Origin of the sequence: Streptomyces sp. CC228A, from assembly GCF_021390935.1 — a bacterium.
Classification (GTDB): domain Bacteria; phylum Actinomycetota; class Actinomycetes; order Streptomycetales; family Streptomycetaceae; genus Streptomyces.
In genome coordinates this window covers 46,960-60,898 of the sequence record NZ_JAJPUI010000008.1, presented here as the reverse complement: position 1 = coordinate 60,898, position 13,939 = coordinate 46,960, and the positions used below count along the sequence as shown (strand labels likewise).

Sequence of the window (13,939 nt, the reverse complement as noted above, 5' to 3'; positions counted from 1 at the left end):
CTGCCGCCACGCGTTCCTCCCCGTCCCGCCCCGCGTCCGTCCGACGGGACCACGGTAGCGGGGCGGGGAGGCGGCGTCTCCGGAGGGAGGCAGCGGGAGGGGCCTCGGGCCCGTGGAGGGAGCGGCCGCTAGAGGGAGACGCCGCGGGCCCGCAGGTAGGCGACGGGGTCGATGTCGGAGCCGTAGCCGGGGCCCGTGCGGATCTCGAAGTGCAGGTGCGGACCGGTGCTGTTCCCGGTGGAACCGGAGCGGGCGATGCGCTGTCCCGCGGCGACCGTCTGGCCCTCGCGGACCGTGAGCGCGGACAGGTGCGCGTACTGGCTGTACTTGCCGTCGTCGTGCCGGATGACGATCTGGTAGCCGTACGCTCCCGCCCAGCCGGCGGAGACCACGCGCCCGGAGGCGACGGCCTTCACCGAGGTGCCCGTGGGCACGGGGAAGTCGACGCCGGTGTGGTAGCCGGCGGACCAGGCCGAGCCCCGGGTGCCGTAGGCGGCTCCGGGCGGGGCCTCGACGGGGGCGGCCACCGGGCTCTTGCGGGACGCGGCGACGGGCGCGGTGCGCGGGGTCGCCGGGCGGGCCTTGGCCGCACTCGCGGGCTTCTCGTCGGGCTTGGCCTTCGGCCGGGCCTTCCCTTGGGGGTTGCCCTTCGCCTTGGCGCCGTCGCTCCCGGCCCGGGGCGCGGACGGCGCCTTCGGGGCGGCCGCCCGGCCCTTGCCGGTGAGCGTCAGCTTCTGCCCGGGGAGGATGAGGTCGGGGTCGTCGCCGATGACGTCGCGGTTCTGCTCGTAGAGCCGCTGCCAGCCGCCGGGGACGCGCCGGGCCTGCGCTATCCCCGAGAGGGAGTCCCCGCGGGCCACCGTGTAGCTCTCGCGTCGCTGGTTGGGCACGTGGGTGGGCGAGGTGCCCTTCGTGCGTGCGGAGTCGCCCTTCCGGCCCGGCGCGATGTCGGGTGCCTCGCCGCCGCGGGTGAGTCCGGCCCGCGTCGAGCAGGTGGGCCACGCACGGGGGCCCTGGCCCTTGAGCACCTTCTCGGCGATCGCGATCTGCTGGTCCTTGGTCGCGAGGTCGGCGCGGGGCGCGTAACGGGTCCCTCCGTACGCCTCCCACGTGGACTGGCTGAACTGCAGTCCGCCGTAGTACCCGTTCCCGGAGTTGATCTTCCACCGGCTGGTGGACTCGCAGGCCGCCACCTTCTCCCAGACGTCGACGGACGCCGCCTGGGCGGTTCCGGCTCCGATGAGGGGCAGCGCGATGCCCGCCCCGCCGACGGTGACCGTCAGCGATGCCCGGTTGAGGCGGCCGAGCAGGCGGCTCGGCTGGTGGCGGCGGTGTCGTCCCCGTACTGCCATGGGTGGTCCCCCCTATGCACGTCAGCGGCCGCCAAGCTATGGGCGGCCGACTGCTCGTGACAAGGGGGCGCACTGGGCGCAGGGGGCGCGGGCCTCCCTCAAGTGGCCCTTCTGCACGTGAACGTGACGGACCGTACGGCGCGGCGCCCAGCGGGACGCGGGGGCCCTCACGGCCCGCCCACCCGGCGCGTGTCCGCAGCGGCGGCGGGCCGGATACCCCCGCCCCGGGGGCAGGGCCCGTCACCGTGCGCCCCGGGGCGCACCGCGGTCGTCGGCTCAGCCGCGGCTGAGGGGACCGGGAGCGGGCTCGGGCTCCGGCACGGGGTCGGGTCCGGGCGGCTTGGGCACCGGATCCGGCGGCGGCACCGGTTCGGGGCCGGGGCGCGGCGGCTCCGGCACCGGCCCGGGTCCCGGGCCGGGCCCCGGTGGGGGCGGCGGCACGGGGGCCGGATCGGGCATGGGCGGCACGGGGTCGGGATGGGGCTCGGTCATGACGTCCCCCTCGGGATGCGGCCACGGGGACGCGTCGCGCGTCCTGTGCCGCGTGTTCCCCCGCACGCCGAAGCCATGCCCGCGACGCCGTGGGGCGGCGGCGTGCCGAGGCCCGCTCGCTTCCCGGGGGCGTGCCCTCCGGGCCCGGCACCGGGCACGCCCCCGGCCCCGGCCGCAGGCACCGGCGCGGTGCGCGCCGGGCACGCTTTCCGGCGACGCCGCCTCCAGGCACAGCACCCACCCTCGGCGCATCCTCCGGGGGCGGCCCGCCACCGCGACGCCTCCGGCTACCCAGCACGGCGGGCCACCGGCAACCCCTCCCGGGCCCGGCACGCCTCCGGGTACGGCGACGGCGGCCAGCGACCAGCGACCAGCGAGGGTCCGGCTCCGTAGTCACGGCCGCAGGCACGGCACGCGCACCCGGCGCACCGGACAGCGTCACCGGCCCGCCCGGGAGCGGGCACCTCCCCGGGCGGCCCGGGCGCCGGCTCGCGGCCGCCGCGCAGCAGCACCGATCGGTTCTCGGGCGTGCGGCCGACCGGCGACCAGGGCCCGGTGTCGCCGGGTCGCAGCCTCGCCCACGGCGCCCACAGGCAGGTGCCGACATGGCAGGCGGCAGGCGGCCGGGGTGCCTCCGATTCCGCGATCGCCGACGGCGAAGACCCGGGGAGGCAGTTCCAGGGGAGACCAGGCAGCCGCGCGTCAGCCGCGGGCCGCGGGCACCGCGTGCGGGCTGCGCGCGGTGTCGGTGCCGGGGACGGGGGCCGACGCGTCAGAGCCGAGCTCCACGATCCGGTTCGCCGCGTCCACGTGCACCACCCGCGGCACGAACGCCCGCGCCTCGGCGTCGTCCACCTGGGCGTAGCTGATCAGGATCACGAGGTCGCCCGGGTGCACGAGGTGGGCGGCGGCGCCGTTGATCCCGATGACCCCGGACCCCCGCTCGCCCTCGATGACATAGGTCTCCAGGCGCGCCCCGTTGGTGATGTCCACGATGTGCACCAGCTCGCCCGGCAGCAGGTCGGCCGCGTCCATGAGATCGGCGTCGATCGTCACGGACCCGACGTAGTGCAGGTCGGCCTGGGTCACGGTCGCCCGATGGATCTTGGACTTGAACAGAGTTCGCAGCACTTTGGACTCCTGGAAGACGGCTCCCTGCCAGCTTTCTGCAGGTCAAGGGCGGTATTACTCTACAACTGACACGCGCCTGACTCGAAGACTGTGAGGAACATCGCTTCACTTCGGTGGTCCGGCGGCTCCCCGCGGTGGGCTTCCGTGCGAACCGGGCTGTTGTGGCGCGTCGAACACGCCCCCACCCGAACACCCTCCACGGAACGCGCCAGGACCATTGCTGCGAAACGCCGGCTCAAGGACGTGGCTTCCCTCAGCTTGCGCGTTCCCGCACCCGGTCCTCAGCGTTCTCGAAGCTCAGCAGTCTTCCGCGGATCGTCCTCCAGAATGCGGGCCGCGAGCTGCCGTACTTGCTCCTCCACGGGCTGGTCGCGGGTGATGAACAACTCGTACCAGTAGGAACATGTACGCGCCCCCGACGCCTGGACCTGGTGGAACTCGACATCGACCCCCTCGGAGCTGGTGAGCTCCTCGGGTACGTCGGGCTCCTCGCGTCGTGGCCAGACATTCGTGAGGGCGCAGCCCCACCGCTCGAACCAGCCGCTGGCCGCAAGGGTCTGCTGAAGCAGCCGGGCGACGGTGTCCACTGGCTCTTCCCAGCTGCGGTCCGCTGCGGCCCGTGCGAGTTCGGCTTCGTACTGGGCGGCATCGAAGCAGATGTCCACGGGCACGGCGGTGATGTTGCCGGTGTTCTCCCAGGCCTCCCAGATCACCCGGTCGCCCTCGCGGCGCATGGTGACGTACAGAGCGCCGCAGCAGCCGGCGGTGCAGGTCGGCTCGGTGATCGCGACTCTGCGCGGCTCCTCCGTGACCGCCAGCGGCCAGCTCTCGGCAGGACCTGTTCCAGTGCCGGCAACTGAGTGCCACCCCTTCAGGGTGGACTTCCTTCAGAACGTCCACGCCGTCGACCAGAGGGCGCACCTCGGCCCCGGGGTCCGCCGCCCAGTCGTCCGGGATCCTGCTGATCCGGCCACCGGCGAGGAGGGACGGATCAAGCGCCGCAGTACGGGCCACTGCTCGGTGAGCAGCCGGTGGTGCAGGAGGGTCAGCAGGTCCTCACTCAGTCCTTCGGCGAGGACGGTCCGGTAGAGCGTCATGCGGGACTTCGGACGGTCGAGGCTGTAGCTCGTCCGCCCGGACCAGACGATGTGAAGCGGCAGGTCCACGGTGCCCTCGACGGGGCCGGCCGGCTCCTGCAAGCGCTCGGGCAGCCGGCTGCGGTAGCGGTCCCGCAGCACCTCGGCGCGGGCGGCGGTGATCGCCGTGTCCATGTGTTCTGGCGGCACCTGCACCGCGTCGGCGTCCCGTTCGGCGAGACGGCCTGGGATCACGCCCGGAGAGCAGCGCGCTGCGGAGCGTCGCACGACGCTGAGATTGACGGCATCCCGCTGCAGCGTGCTGCGTAGCACCTGCCTGGCCGGCCCGAGTCCTGCGTGCGGGCCGCGATCCATTGCGTGGCGCGGCCTCGAAGGCATGCTCACCCGTCAGGAGTACCGCAGTGGAACTCGTAGACGTACACGCCCCGTGTACCGCCGACGACGACGCCGCGACCGTCGGGAGTCCAGGCGCAGGAGTACAAGATCCCGTCGGTGCGCATCATGGTGACAGCCCGTCCCGACCCCGGGTCCCAGACCCGCACCGTGCCGTCGTCGCTTGCGGTGGCGAGCCGGGCTCCGTCCGGTGAGACCGCCACCCTGGTGACCCGGCCGGTGTGTCCGGTGAGGCGGGCGATCTCCTGGCCGGTGCCCCGGTCCCAGATCCATACCGTCGCCTGGTAGCCGCCTGTGGTGGCGAACCACGTGCCGTCCGGTGAAACCGCCACGACGTTCACCCAGCCGGCGTGTCCGGTGACGCGAACGGTCTCCCGGCCGGTGGCCCGGTCCCACACCCGCACCGTACCGCTGTCACTGATGGTGGCGAACCACGTGCCGTCCGGCGCGATCGTCACCCGGCCCGGGTAGCGGGTGGCGCCAGGGAACCGGGCGGTCTCCTGGCCGGTGGCCCGGTCCCAGATCCGCACCGTCCCGTCCATGCCCGTGGTGGCGAGCCAGGTGCCGTCCGGCGCGATCGTCACCTCGGCCGCCTGATCGGTGTGGACGGTGAGACGGATGATCTCCCCGCCGGTGGCCGAGTCCCAGATCTGCACCGTCCCGTCCGATCCGGTGGTGACGAGCCAGGTGCCGTCGGGTGAGATCGCCGCCCCGTTCACCAGTCTGTCGTGCCCGGTGAGACGGTTGGTCTCCTCGCCCGTAGCTGAGTCCCAGATCTGCACCGTGTTGCCGCGGATGGTGGCGAGCCGGGTACCGACCGGGGCGATCGCCCCCACCTTCACCCACGGTTCAGTGAGGCAGGCGGTCTCACGGTCGGCGTCCCAGTCCCAGATCCGCACCTTGCCGTCGTGGCCGACGCAGGCGAGCCAGGTGCCCTTGGGCGCCACCATCACTGTTTCCACCGGAAGGGAGCGTCCGGTGCGGGGTGCGGTGCCCTGAACGGCGCCCGAGTCCCAGATCTGCCCTGTATTGCCGCCGGTGGTGACGAGCCAGGTGCCGTCCGGGGCGATCGCCACCGAGTTCACCGAGAAGGACGGGCCGGCGAGGGAGGCGGTCTCCCGCCCAGTGGCCCGATCCCAGATCTTCAGTGTGTTGCCGCCGGTGGTGGCGAACCAGGTCCCGTCCGACGCGACCGCAGTCCCGAGCCCCACGTAGGTGTGGCCGGTCAGACAGGCGGCCTCCTGACCGGACGCCAAGTCCCAGACCCGCACTGTCTTGTCGTCTCCGGCGGTGGCGAGCCACGTGCCGTCCGGAGCGACCGCCAGCCCTCTCACCGGGCCTTCGTGACCGGAGAGGCAGGCGGTGACCTGGCCGGTAAAGGGATCCCAGATCCGCACGTTCCCGTCGGCGCAGGTTGTGGCGAGCCGAGTGGAATCGGGGGTGATGGCCACTCGGTGGACCAGGCCGCTGTGCCCGGTGACACGGGCGGTCTCCCTGCCGGTGACCGGGTCCCAGATGCGTACCGTGCCGTCGTCGCAGGCGCTGGCGAGCCACAAGCCGTTCGGCGCTACCTCCACGTTGTGCACCGGCCGGGTGTGACCGGTGAAGCGGCTGATCTCCTGGCCGGTGGCCCGCTCCCAGATCCGCACCGTCCTGTCGTCGCCGGCGCTCGCGAGCCACGTGCCGTCCGGCGCGATGGCGACCCACCTCACCTTGCCGGTGTGGCCGGTGAGGCAGGCGGTCTCCCGCCCGGTGGCCGAGTCCCAGATCCGCACCGTCCTGTCCTCGCTGGCGGTGGCGAGCCATGTGCCGTCCGGCGCGACAGCCGTGCGGTGCACCGTACCGGTGTGGCCGGTGAGGGTGCGGAGGAGAGCCGGATGAGGCAAGTCGGGTGGTGTCCGGCGGTTGCGGAGAGCGAGGTGGGGCCATCGGCGCTCACGGGCGGCGACCTGGTCGCGCCAAGCGGGGAGCGGCCGGAGTCGACTGTGCAGGACCGTGGTCAGTGCAGGGGCCGGCTCGGTCGCTCCGAGGAGGTGCGCGGCGCTGGAGAGGTCGCGCGCCCGCTGTGCGGCCGTGGGCGTGGGGATCCGGGCGCAGTCCGTCCAGGGAGCGGTCGGGCCCCGGTGGTGCAGGCGGGTCTCGATCCAGCGCAGGTCGCAGGCGAGGGCTTCGGCCTGCTCGGTGCGGTGTGCGGCCAGGAGATGGGTGATGGCGTGGTCGAGCAGATAGGGGTCGGTCAGTTCCCACCATGCGGCAGGGGGGCGCGGCCCGGTCCGGGTGAGGGGGGCGGCCGGGGGCAGGCCGGCCTGGACTGCGTCCACCAGCGCGGCATGGTGTTCGGTGAGGCGATCGGGGCCGAGCTCGGCGCGCAGGTAGTCGCGGATGACGTCGTGCAGGCTCAGGTGCCCTCCGTCCGCGTCGTCCACCGCGAGCAGGGACAGGTCGTGCAGGTCCGCGCACAGATCCCGCGTCTGCCACTCGTCGAGATTCGCTGTGGCGCGCCACAGCGTGGCTACGAGGGGGATGGGCGCGGCCTCGCCGTGAGCGAAGATCCCCAGTTCGGCGAACCGCGCCCGGCTGTCGGCGCACAGGTCCGCGATCGAGGCTTCGACAGTCGCCCGTACTGTCGTTGCGCGCTGCTTGGGGTCGCCGAGGTCGGGTACGGCGGTGGGCTTGTCCACCGCGGCCGGTCCTCGCTCCCGCAAGCTCCGCAGCAGATCCGCGGCGGCGGAGGCGGCGTCGGCTCCCGTCCTCACTCTCCGGTTGATCAGCCGGTTGGCCAGGCGCAGCAGCAGGGGCCACCCGCCGGTGACCTGCACCAGGTCCTTGGTCACCGCTTGAGGCAGATCGGGCAGTTCCCAGGTCAGCACCTGCAGAGCCTGGTCCTGGGACATCGCGTCGACCCGCACTGTCTTCGCGTCGGGCGGAAGGATCGCGGGGACGCGCGTGGTGACCAGTCGCACGCAGCCGTCGCCACCCGTGAGAAGAGGGTCGAGCTGCTCCTGCGTCCACACGTCGTCAAAGATCAGCAGGGTGGGCTGGTCGGGGCGCTGCTCCAGGAGCTGGCCCAGGTACTCGCCCGCCCGATCCGGGCTGTCGAAGGACACGTCCCTGCCGGTGATGGCGAGGGTGACATCGTGCACCAGCCTGCTGACGGCTTGCGGGCTGTCCACGTCACGGCCGACGACGAAGAAGTACACGCCTCCCCGGAAGTGCTGCCGCACCCGGGGACTGGCGCGCACGATCTGGGCCAGCGTCGTCTTCCCGAACCCGCCCGCGCCCTCCAGCGCCGTCGTGATCCCCACCGGCCCGCCGACGGGTGAACACACGGTGGAGATGACGTGATCGGCCTCATCGCGATCGACCACCCACCACCCGGGCACCTCCGGGGCGGCCGGCTGCGGAGGCGGTGGCTGGGTGGCGTGGAAGTGGAAGGTGTTGGTCTGCTGGTTGTGGTTGCCGATCTGCAGGGCGGCAGGGCCGTTGAAGGTGTTGCCGAAGACGCCGCCGTCACCCGGCCTCGTGGTCACGCACCGTTCCCGAAGCGGTTGTCCTGCCGGTTGCCGTTGCCGACCTGCATGATGGTGGGACCGTTGAACGAGTTGTCCGACACCTCACCCCCGCCGGACTGCCCGGATGGACTGTGCTCGGCGACCAAGGCGCGCAGTGCGGCGACGACCGAGTCGCGCTCCGGCGCGTCGACACTCTCCAACAGGCCCTCGAACCGGGCTTGCCACAGGGCCCTTTGATGGGACCGCACCTGTTCGGCACCCCCGCCGTCGGCCGTACTCACAGCAGCGGCCGTCCCGTCGAGGCGCTCCAGTGCAGCGCTCGCACGCTGGTCGTCACCGCGACCGAACAACCGGGCTACCGCCTGCCGGAAACCAGTCCACGCCTCTGTGCCCGCCGCCTGCACGACAGCGGTTCCACCCGCCGCCGCCAGAGCCGTTATCGCCTCGTCCAACAACGCCGACACCTCCCGTCGCACTTCGTCGCGCAGATCGTACGCCGCCGGCTGCCGACGCGCTCAGCGCTCAACCTCCGTGTAGCGCAAGGCACTCCAGGGAAACCGGAGGTTCCTGTTCTGGCACCGGTCCTGCCGTCGATGCGCCGAGACGGTTGGCAGGCCCACCGCCGAACCGAGTCAGCGGTCATCCTTGCCATCCCCCCCACTCGGCCACAGGCTCGGCATTCGGGCAGCGGCAGGTCGCCTTGACAATCGATCTTCCACACCCGGACCGGCACCCCCGCGCACCTGGCACATCCGGGCATCGCGCCGACCACCAGCGCGCAACGTCAGCAGGACCAGCCCTTTCGCCGGCGGATCCTGCCCGCCGAGGCCGAACTCCTCCACCGCACCGCGCGGGCCCTCCGCGACGAGCATGGCCTTGACGAGCCCGTCCAGTGGGCGCCGCGGCTTCCCGCTCGCGCCCTGCCCGGCCTTGCCCTGCCCGGCCCGGACCTCGGTGAGCGCGGCTACAGCGTTGTACCGGGGCTGTACCAGCCCTGGCCGGAGGAGCCCTGCGTGCTCGTCGAAGAACCACCGCTGCTCATCTGCTGATTGTTGTACGACGAGCCCGCGACCCCTTGCACCACGAAGCCGTCCACGGCAGTCGAGCCGCCGGCGGGGCTGTCGATGGCACCGTTCGCGCTTCCTTCGGCACTTGCGGGCCGGCCGGAGCTGCCGGGTCCGTCGTACGCGGGCGTGCGGAGGGTCGGGCTGTACTGGGTCGTCGAGCCGCCGACAGTGCTGGAGGCAGACGCCTGGTTGGCGTAGTGGGCGTCGAGGGAACCGTAGTGCGTGACCTCCTGGCCGAAACTGCTTGCGGTGCCGCTGTGGACCTCGTTGTCGTATGTGTGCGTGGTTTCGCTGAAAGGCTGCGACGGGGCGGTCTGTCCCCAGCCCGCAGCATCGGACGGGACGTCGGTCTCGGCATGGGCCGCGCTCATACTCACGCCCATCAGGCCACCGGCCAGCAGCACGACACCGATGATGGTTCGAGATCGCATCGACAACTCCTCACAGAAGGTGATCTTCGACTGGCTAACGACCCGATCGCGCCCCAGTTCTCCACCAGGTCTCCTCACCTCCACGTTGGAACGGGCGATCCGCCGGCCATCCGGGGTTGGGCAGGGCTTCGAGGGAATCCTCCTGACGGACCCGGCGAAGATGCCGAACTTCTCCCTGCCGGAGGGGCAGACCAGACCCACCGACGTCCTGGCCGCCGGCCTCGGCGACCGGCCGCGGACGAACTCACCGGTGATGAGGTCGGTGCAGTGGGCCGAGGACGCCGTCGTCGTGGACTACGCCGACGAGAACGGACCGGCGCGGATACGCGCCCGCCGTGCGATGGTGGCCGTATCCGGCGAGGTGGCTGTGAGGATCATGCCCGGTCTGCCCCCTGCATTCCGGGCGGCGTTCGAGGACATCCGCGACGGCCGGTACGCGGTGGTGCTGCTGCACCCGCGAGGAGCAAGCACGCGCCGGCCCGCTGACCAGGGCCCGTCCGGCGGGCCGTGTGCGGAGCCGTGTGCGGAGCCGTGGCCGGATGGCGGCGGCGGTGCCGTGGAAGGCGCGGCCCGCTGGTCGTATCCCGGCGCCAGGGCCCGGAGTTCCCGAGTCGGTTGCTCGTCCGCTCTCGATTTCGCCGCGGCGCTTGTCCTTGTCCCTGGACGAGCCGCTGGGGGGAGCCGGTGAGGGGAGCCGGTGGGCCTGCCGCTCTTGCGGCGGGCCCGGGTGATCGCGGTGCACGGGGCGGCTCCCGTGTGCGGCGACACGCCCCGTGAAGGAGGACCGCCTGTCCGCCGACCGGCCGCCCTCGCACGCGCCGTGCGCCCGGGTCGGCGCGCCGGGTGCTAGGCAGGGCGCGCCGGCCGGAACGTCCACGGTGGGCCGGCCGCATCCTCCGTACAGAAGGAGACACACGTGCCCAGCCGCACCCGCGTACGCCGCTTCCGCGCCGGACTGTCCGCCACCGCCCTGGCCGCCGTCGCGCTCGGCGCGCTCCTCCCGACCGCTCAGGCGGCGGGCGGCTCCGACGCCGACCAGCGCCTGCAGCGGCAGCTCGACCGGCTGGTCGCCCAGGACGACGGGCCGCCCGGGGCGATCGCCGTCCTCACCCGGGAAGGCCGTACGCGGGTCTACACCGCCGGGGTCGGGAATCTCGCCACCGGCCGGCCGCCGCACCTCGACGACCACATGCGCATCGCCAGCATCGCGAAGGCGTTCAGCGGGGCCGTCGCGCTCCGGCTGGTCGACCGGGGGCTGCTCTCCCTCGACGACACCATCGGCTCCCGCCTGCCCTCCCAGCCGGCGGCCTGGCACGCGGTGACCCTGCGCCAGCTCCTGCAGCACACCAGCGGTCTGCCCGACTTCTCGGGCTCGCCCGAGTTCCAGAGGATCATCCAGGCCGACCCCCGCCACGTCTTCGACTCCCGCACCCTCCTCGACTTCGTCGCGGACGAGCCGCTGCTCTTCCGCCCCGGCACCCTCTACGAGTACTCCAACTCCGACAACATCGCCGTCGCCCTGATGGCCGAGGCCGTCACCGGCCGGCGCTACGAGGACCTCCTGCGGGACCTCGTGTACCGCCCGCTGGACCTGCACCGCACGAGCCTCCCCGCGGGCCACCGCCTGCCGCGCCCGTTCCTGCACGGCTACGACGTCACCCCGCCGGACGCGCCGGAGGACATCAGCGAGGCCATCAGCGCCTCGGGGGCGTGGGCCTCCGGTGGCATCGTCTCCACCCCGAGGGAGCTGGGCGCCTTCATCCGCGGGTACGGCGGCCCCGCCCTGCTGTCGGCGGAGACCCGCAAGGAGCAGCTCAGCTTCCGGCCCGGCGACTCCTCCGAGCCCGCCGGTCCGGGGACCAACGCCGCCGGACTGGCGATCTTCCAGTACACCACGCGCTGCGGCGTGCTCTACGGCCACACCGGAAACACCCCCGGCTACACGCAGCTGGCCGCGACCACGCCCGACGGCACGCGCTCCCTCACGTTCTCCATCAACACCCAGACCAGCAAGAGCATCAAGCCCGCCCTGCTCGCCCGGCTCCGTACCGTGCAGGAGGACTTCGCCTGCGCCCTTCTGAAGGACCGCTGAGCCGGCCGTTCCCCCCGCCCGGCAGCCCCTTTGGTGCAGGGGGCGCCGTCGCGGTCTGCGCGGGTTCCGGCTTCGGGGCCGCCGGCAGGCGTGCGACGGGGGCGGGCCGCCGGGCCCGCCCCGGCCGCCTCGCGGCGGTGCGGGGCGGGCGGTCCCGGCGGCGCTCAGGGCGTGGTCAGATGACGCCCTGGGCGGTCATCGCCTGCGCCACGCGCAGGAAGCCCGCGACGTTGGCGCCCAGCACGTAGTCGTCCGGGTCGGCGCCGTACTCCTCGGCGGTGGCCCGGCACTGGGCGTGGACCTCGTGCATGACCGCGGCGAGCCGGGACTCGGTGTGCTCGAACGACCAGGTGTCCCGCGCGGCGTTCTGCTGCATCTCCAGTGCCGAGGTGGCCACGCCGCCCGCGTTGGCGGCCTTGCCGGGCCCGAAGAGGACCCCCGCCTCACGGAGCACCGCCACCGCCTCGGGCGTGCAGGGCATGTTCGCCCCCTCCGCCACCGCGACGACCCCGTTCTTGACCAGGGCCACCGCGTCCTCGCGCCGCAGCTCGTTCTGCGTCGCACACGGCAGGGCGATGGCGCAGGGGACGTCGTACACGGTGCCCCGCGCCGAGAAGCGCGCCGCCGGCCGAGCCTCCGCGTAGGCGGAGAGGCGGGCCCGGCGCACCTCCTTGACGTCCTTGAGCAGGTCCAGGTCGATGCCGTCCTCGTCGACGACGTACCCGGAGGAGTCGCTGCACGCCACCACGCGGCCGCCGAGGGCGTGGACCTTCTCCACCGCGTACACCGCCACGTTGCCGGAACCGGACACTACGACGCGGCGGCCGTCGAAGCCGGTGCCGCGCGTGGCGAGCATCTCCTGCGCGAAGTACACCGCCCCGTAGCCCGTCGCCTCGGTACGGGCGTGGGAGCCGCCCCAGCCCACCGGCTTGCCGGTCAGGACGCCCGACTCGTAGCGGTTGGTGATCCGCCTGTACTGCCCGAACAGGTAGCCGATCTCGCGTGCGCCCACGCCGATGTCCCCGGCGGGCACGTCGGTGTGCTCGCCGAGGTGGCGGTACAGCTCCGTCATGAAGGACTGGCAGAAGCGCATCACCTCGCCGTCCGAGCGGCCCTTGGGGTCGAAGTCCGCGCCGCCCTTGCCGCCGCCGATGGCCATCCCGGTCAGCGCGTTCTTGAAGATCTGCTCGAAGCCGAGGAACTTCACGATGCCGAGGTTGACGCTCGGGTGGAACCGCAGGCCCCCCTTGTACGGGCCGAGGGCGCTGTTGAACTCGACCCGGAAGCCCCGGTTGACGCGCACCGCCCCCTCGTCGTCGACCCAGGGGACGCGGAAGATCAGCTGCCGCTCCGGCTCGCACAGCCGCTCCAGGATGCCGGCTTCCGCGTACTCGGGGTGCCGGTCGAGTGCCGGCTTGAGGGACTCCAGCACCTCGACAGCCGCCTGGTGGAACTCCGCCTCCCCCGGGTTGCGCCGGCAGATGTCCTGGTAGACGGCTTCGATGTGCGCGTCGACGTTCATGGCTGTGTCTCGCTTCCCTGTCATCCGGAAGGTGCGTTGCCCGTATCCTGCCTGGGCGGCCGCCGCCCTCACGACCCCCTTCCGCTTCCGCGGCGGTACACGGTGCCGCTTCCCTGTCGAAAACGGCTCGCGTCTTCCTGCTGTTCACCGCGTCGACGCGGCGCTGCGGCCCTCGGCCGGGCAGGGGCCCGCGCCACGCGGTTCGGGAGCGCCGCGCCCGCCGCTCCGCCCCGCCCTGCCCCGCCCTGCCCTGTCCTGTCCTGCCCTGTCCTGTCCTGTCCTGCGGGGAAAATCCGGTGGGCGGCGGCCGGGCGTGCGCCTAGGGTCGCCCCTTGATGGAGATGTCCTTCCGGAAGCTGCCGGACAACCAGCACGAGATCCTGGTCCGCGCCCGCAAGGGGCCTGACGTCAGGCTGCCCGCCCAGCCCGTCGGCCCGAGCATGCCGCACGACCTGGTCCACGCCGTCGTGGAGACCGCCCTCGGTGTCGACGACGGCTTCTGGGGTGCGATGGCGCGCGGTGCCACCTTCCAGGGGTTCGCGCCCGTCACACCGGGGCGTCACCGCCGCTCCGGCATGAAGGTGCTGCGGCGCGGCGGCGACGCCGTGATGGCCGCCGAGCTGTCCGTGAACTGGGCGTACCGGGTGTGGCGCGGGCTGCCCGTGGAGGGCCGCGGGGTCGGCCCGGCGCCGCTCGACGCGCAGGCTCTGGCCCGGACGGGGCCGCGGCTGGACGCCGCCGCCGCCCGCTGGGCCGCGGTCCCGGAGGGCGGGGAGCTCGTCTGGCGCTGGGGCACGGACCGCTAGGACGGCCGTCGCCGCGCTGCCGCCCCGCCGGTCGTGCCCGTCCG

9 protein-coding genes and 1 pseudogene are annotated in these 13,939 nt (G+C 73.0%); 2 read left to right on the top strand and 8 right to left on the bottom strand.

Annotation, left to right across the window (positions count from 1 at the left end; translation table 11 throughout):
- Positions 1 to 128: 128 nt before the first annotated feature.
- From L6E17_RS22300 to L6E17_RS22270, 7 genes and pseudogenes are all read right to left on the bottom strand, one after another.
- Complete coding sequence (locus L6E17_RS22300; RefSeq protein ID WP_236242535.1) at positions 129 to 1,352, bottom strand: peptidoglycan DD-metalloendopeptidase family protein; 1,224 nt, start codon at positions 1,350 to 1,352, stop codon at positions 129 to 131.
- Positions 1,353 to 2,546: 1,194 nt separating this feature from the next.
- Positions 2,547 to 2,975 carry an aspartate 1-decarboxylase gene (gene panD / locus L6E17_RS22295; protein WP_236242534.1) on the bottom strand — a complete coding sequence of 143 codons (429 nt, stop codon included), beginning with the start codon at positions 2,973 to 2,975 and terminating at the stop codon, positions 2,547 to 2,549.
- A 281-nt stretch (positions 2,976 to 3,256) separates the two neighbouring features.
- Positions 3,257 to 3,941, bottom strand: a pseudogene (locus tag L6E17_RS22290) (hypothetical protein).
- Positions 3,863 to 4,246 (bottom strand): hypothetical protein, encoded by a 384-nt coding sequence (locus L6E17_RS22285; RefSeq protein ID WP_236242730.1) that lies wholly within the window; start codon positions 4,244 to 4,246, stop codon positions 3,863 to 3,865. The pseudogene L6E17_RS22290 and the gene L6E17_RS22285 overlap by 79 nt, the downstream one beginning before the upstream one ends.
- Positions 4,247 to 4,452: 206 nt before the next feature.
- A complete protein-coding gene (locus tag L6E17_RS22280) occupies positions 4,453 to 7,995 on the bottom strand; it encodes an NB-ARC domain-containing protein (protein ID WP_236242533.1) in 3,543 nt (1,180 codons plus the stop codon).
- Positions 7,992 to 8,258, bottom strand: a complete 267-nt coding sequence (locus tag L6E17_RS22275) for a hypothetical protein (RefSeq protein ID WP_236242532.1) — start codon at positions 8,256 to 8,258, stop codon at positions 7,992 to 7,994. Before L6E17_RS22275 ends, L6E17_RS22280 begins: the two co-directional genes overlap by 4 nt.
- A 683-nt stretch (positions 8,259 to 8,941) precedes the next feature.
- Positions 8,942 to 9,475, bottom strand: coding sequence for a hypothetical protein (locus L6E17_RS22270; RefSeq protein WP_236242531.1), 534 nt, complete (start codon positions 9,473 to 9,475; stop codon positions 8,942 to 8,944).
- Positions 9,476 to 10,391: 916 nt separating this feature from the next.
- On the opposite strand from L6E17_RS22270, the gene L6E17_RS22265 reads away from it, so the two are divergent.
- Entirely contained in the window at positions 10,392 to 11,567 is a 1,176-nt protein-coding gene (locus L6E17_RS22265) for a serine hydrolase (protein ID WP_236242530.1), read from the top strand.
- A gap of 175 nt (positions 11,568 to 11,742) precedes the next feature.
- Here the strand turns inward: L6E17_RS22265 and gdhA are convergent, their stop codons facing one another.
- The gene (gdhA, locus tag L6E17_RS22260) at positions 11,743 to 13,089 is read right to left on the bottom strand and encodes an NADP-specific glutamate dehydrogenase (RefSeq protein WP_236242729.1); all 1,347 of its coding nucleotides are present in this window, start codon (positions 13,087 to 13,089) and stop codon (positions 11,743 to 11,745) included.
- Positions 13,090 to 13,421: 332 nt separating this feature from the next.
- Here gdhA and L6E17_RS22255 point away from each other — a divergent pair, with 332 nt between their 5' ends.
- The gene (locus L6E17_RS22255; protein ID WP_236242529.1) at positions 13,422 to 13,895 is read left to right on the top strand and encodes a hypothetical protein; all 474 of its coding nucleotides are present in this window, start codon (positions 13,422 to 13,424) and stop codon (positions 13,893 to 13,895) included.
- The last annotated feature ends 44 nt before the right edge of the window (positions 13,896 to 13,939 follow it).

Bases quoted from the DNA above. Each gene is read 5' to 3' on its own strand.
- L6E17_RS22300 (WP_236242535.1), bottom strand. From the start codon at position 1,352: ATGGCAGTACGGGGACGACACCGCCGCCACCAGCCGAGCCGCCTGCTC.
- L6E17_RS22285 (WP_236242730.1), bottom strand. From the start codon at position 4,246: ATGGACACGGCGATCACCGCCGCCCGCGCCGAGGTGCTGCGGGACCGC.
- L6E17_RS22270 (WP_236242531.1), bottom strand. From the start codon at position 9,475: ATGCGATCTCGAACCATCATCGGTGTCGTGCTGCTGGCCGGTGGCCTG.
- gdhA (WP_236242729.1), bottom strand. From the start codon at position 13,089: ATGAACGTCGACGCGCACATCGAAGCCGTCTACCAGGACATCTGCCGG.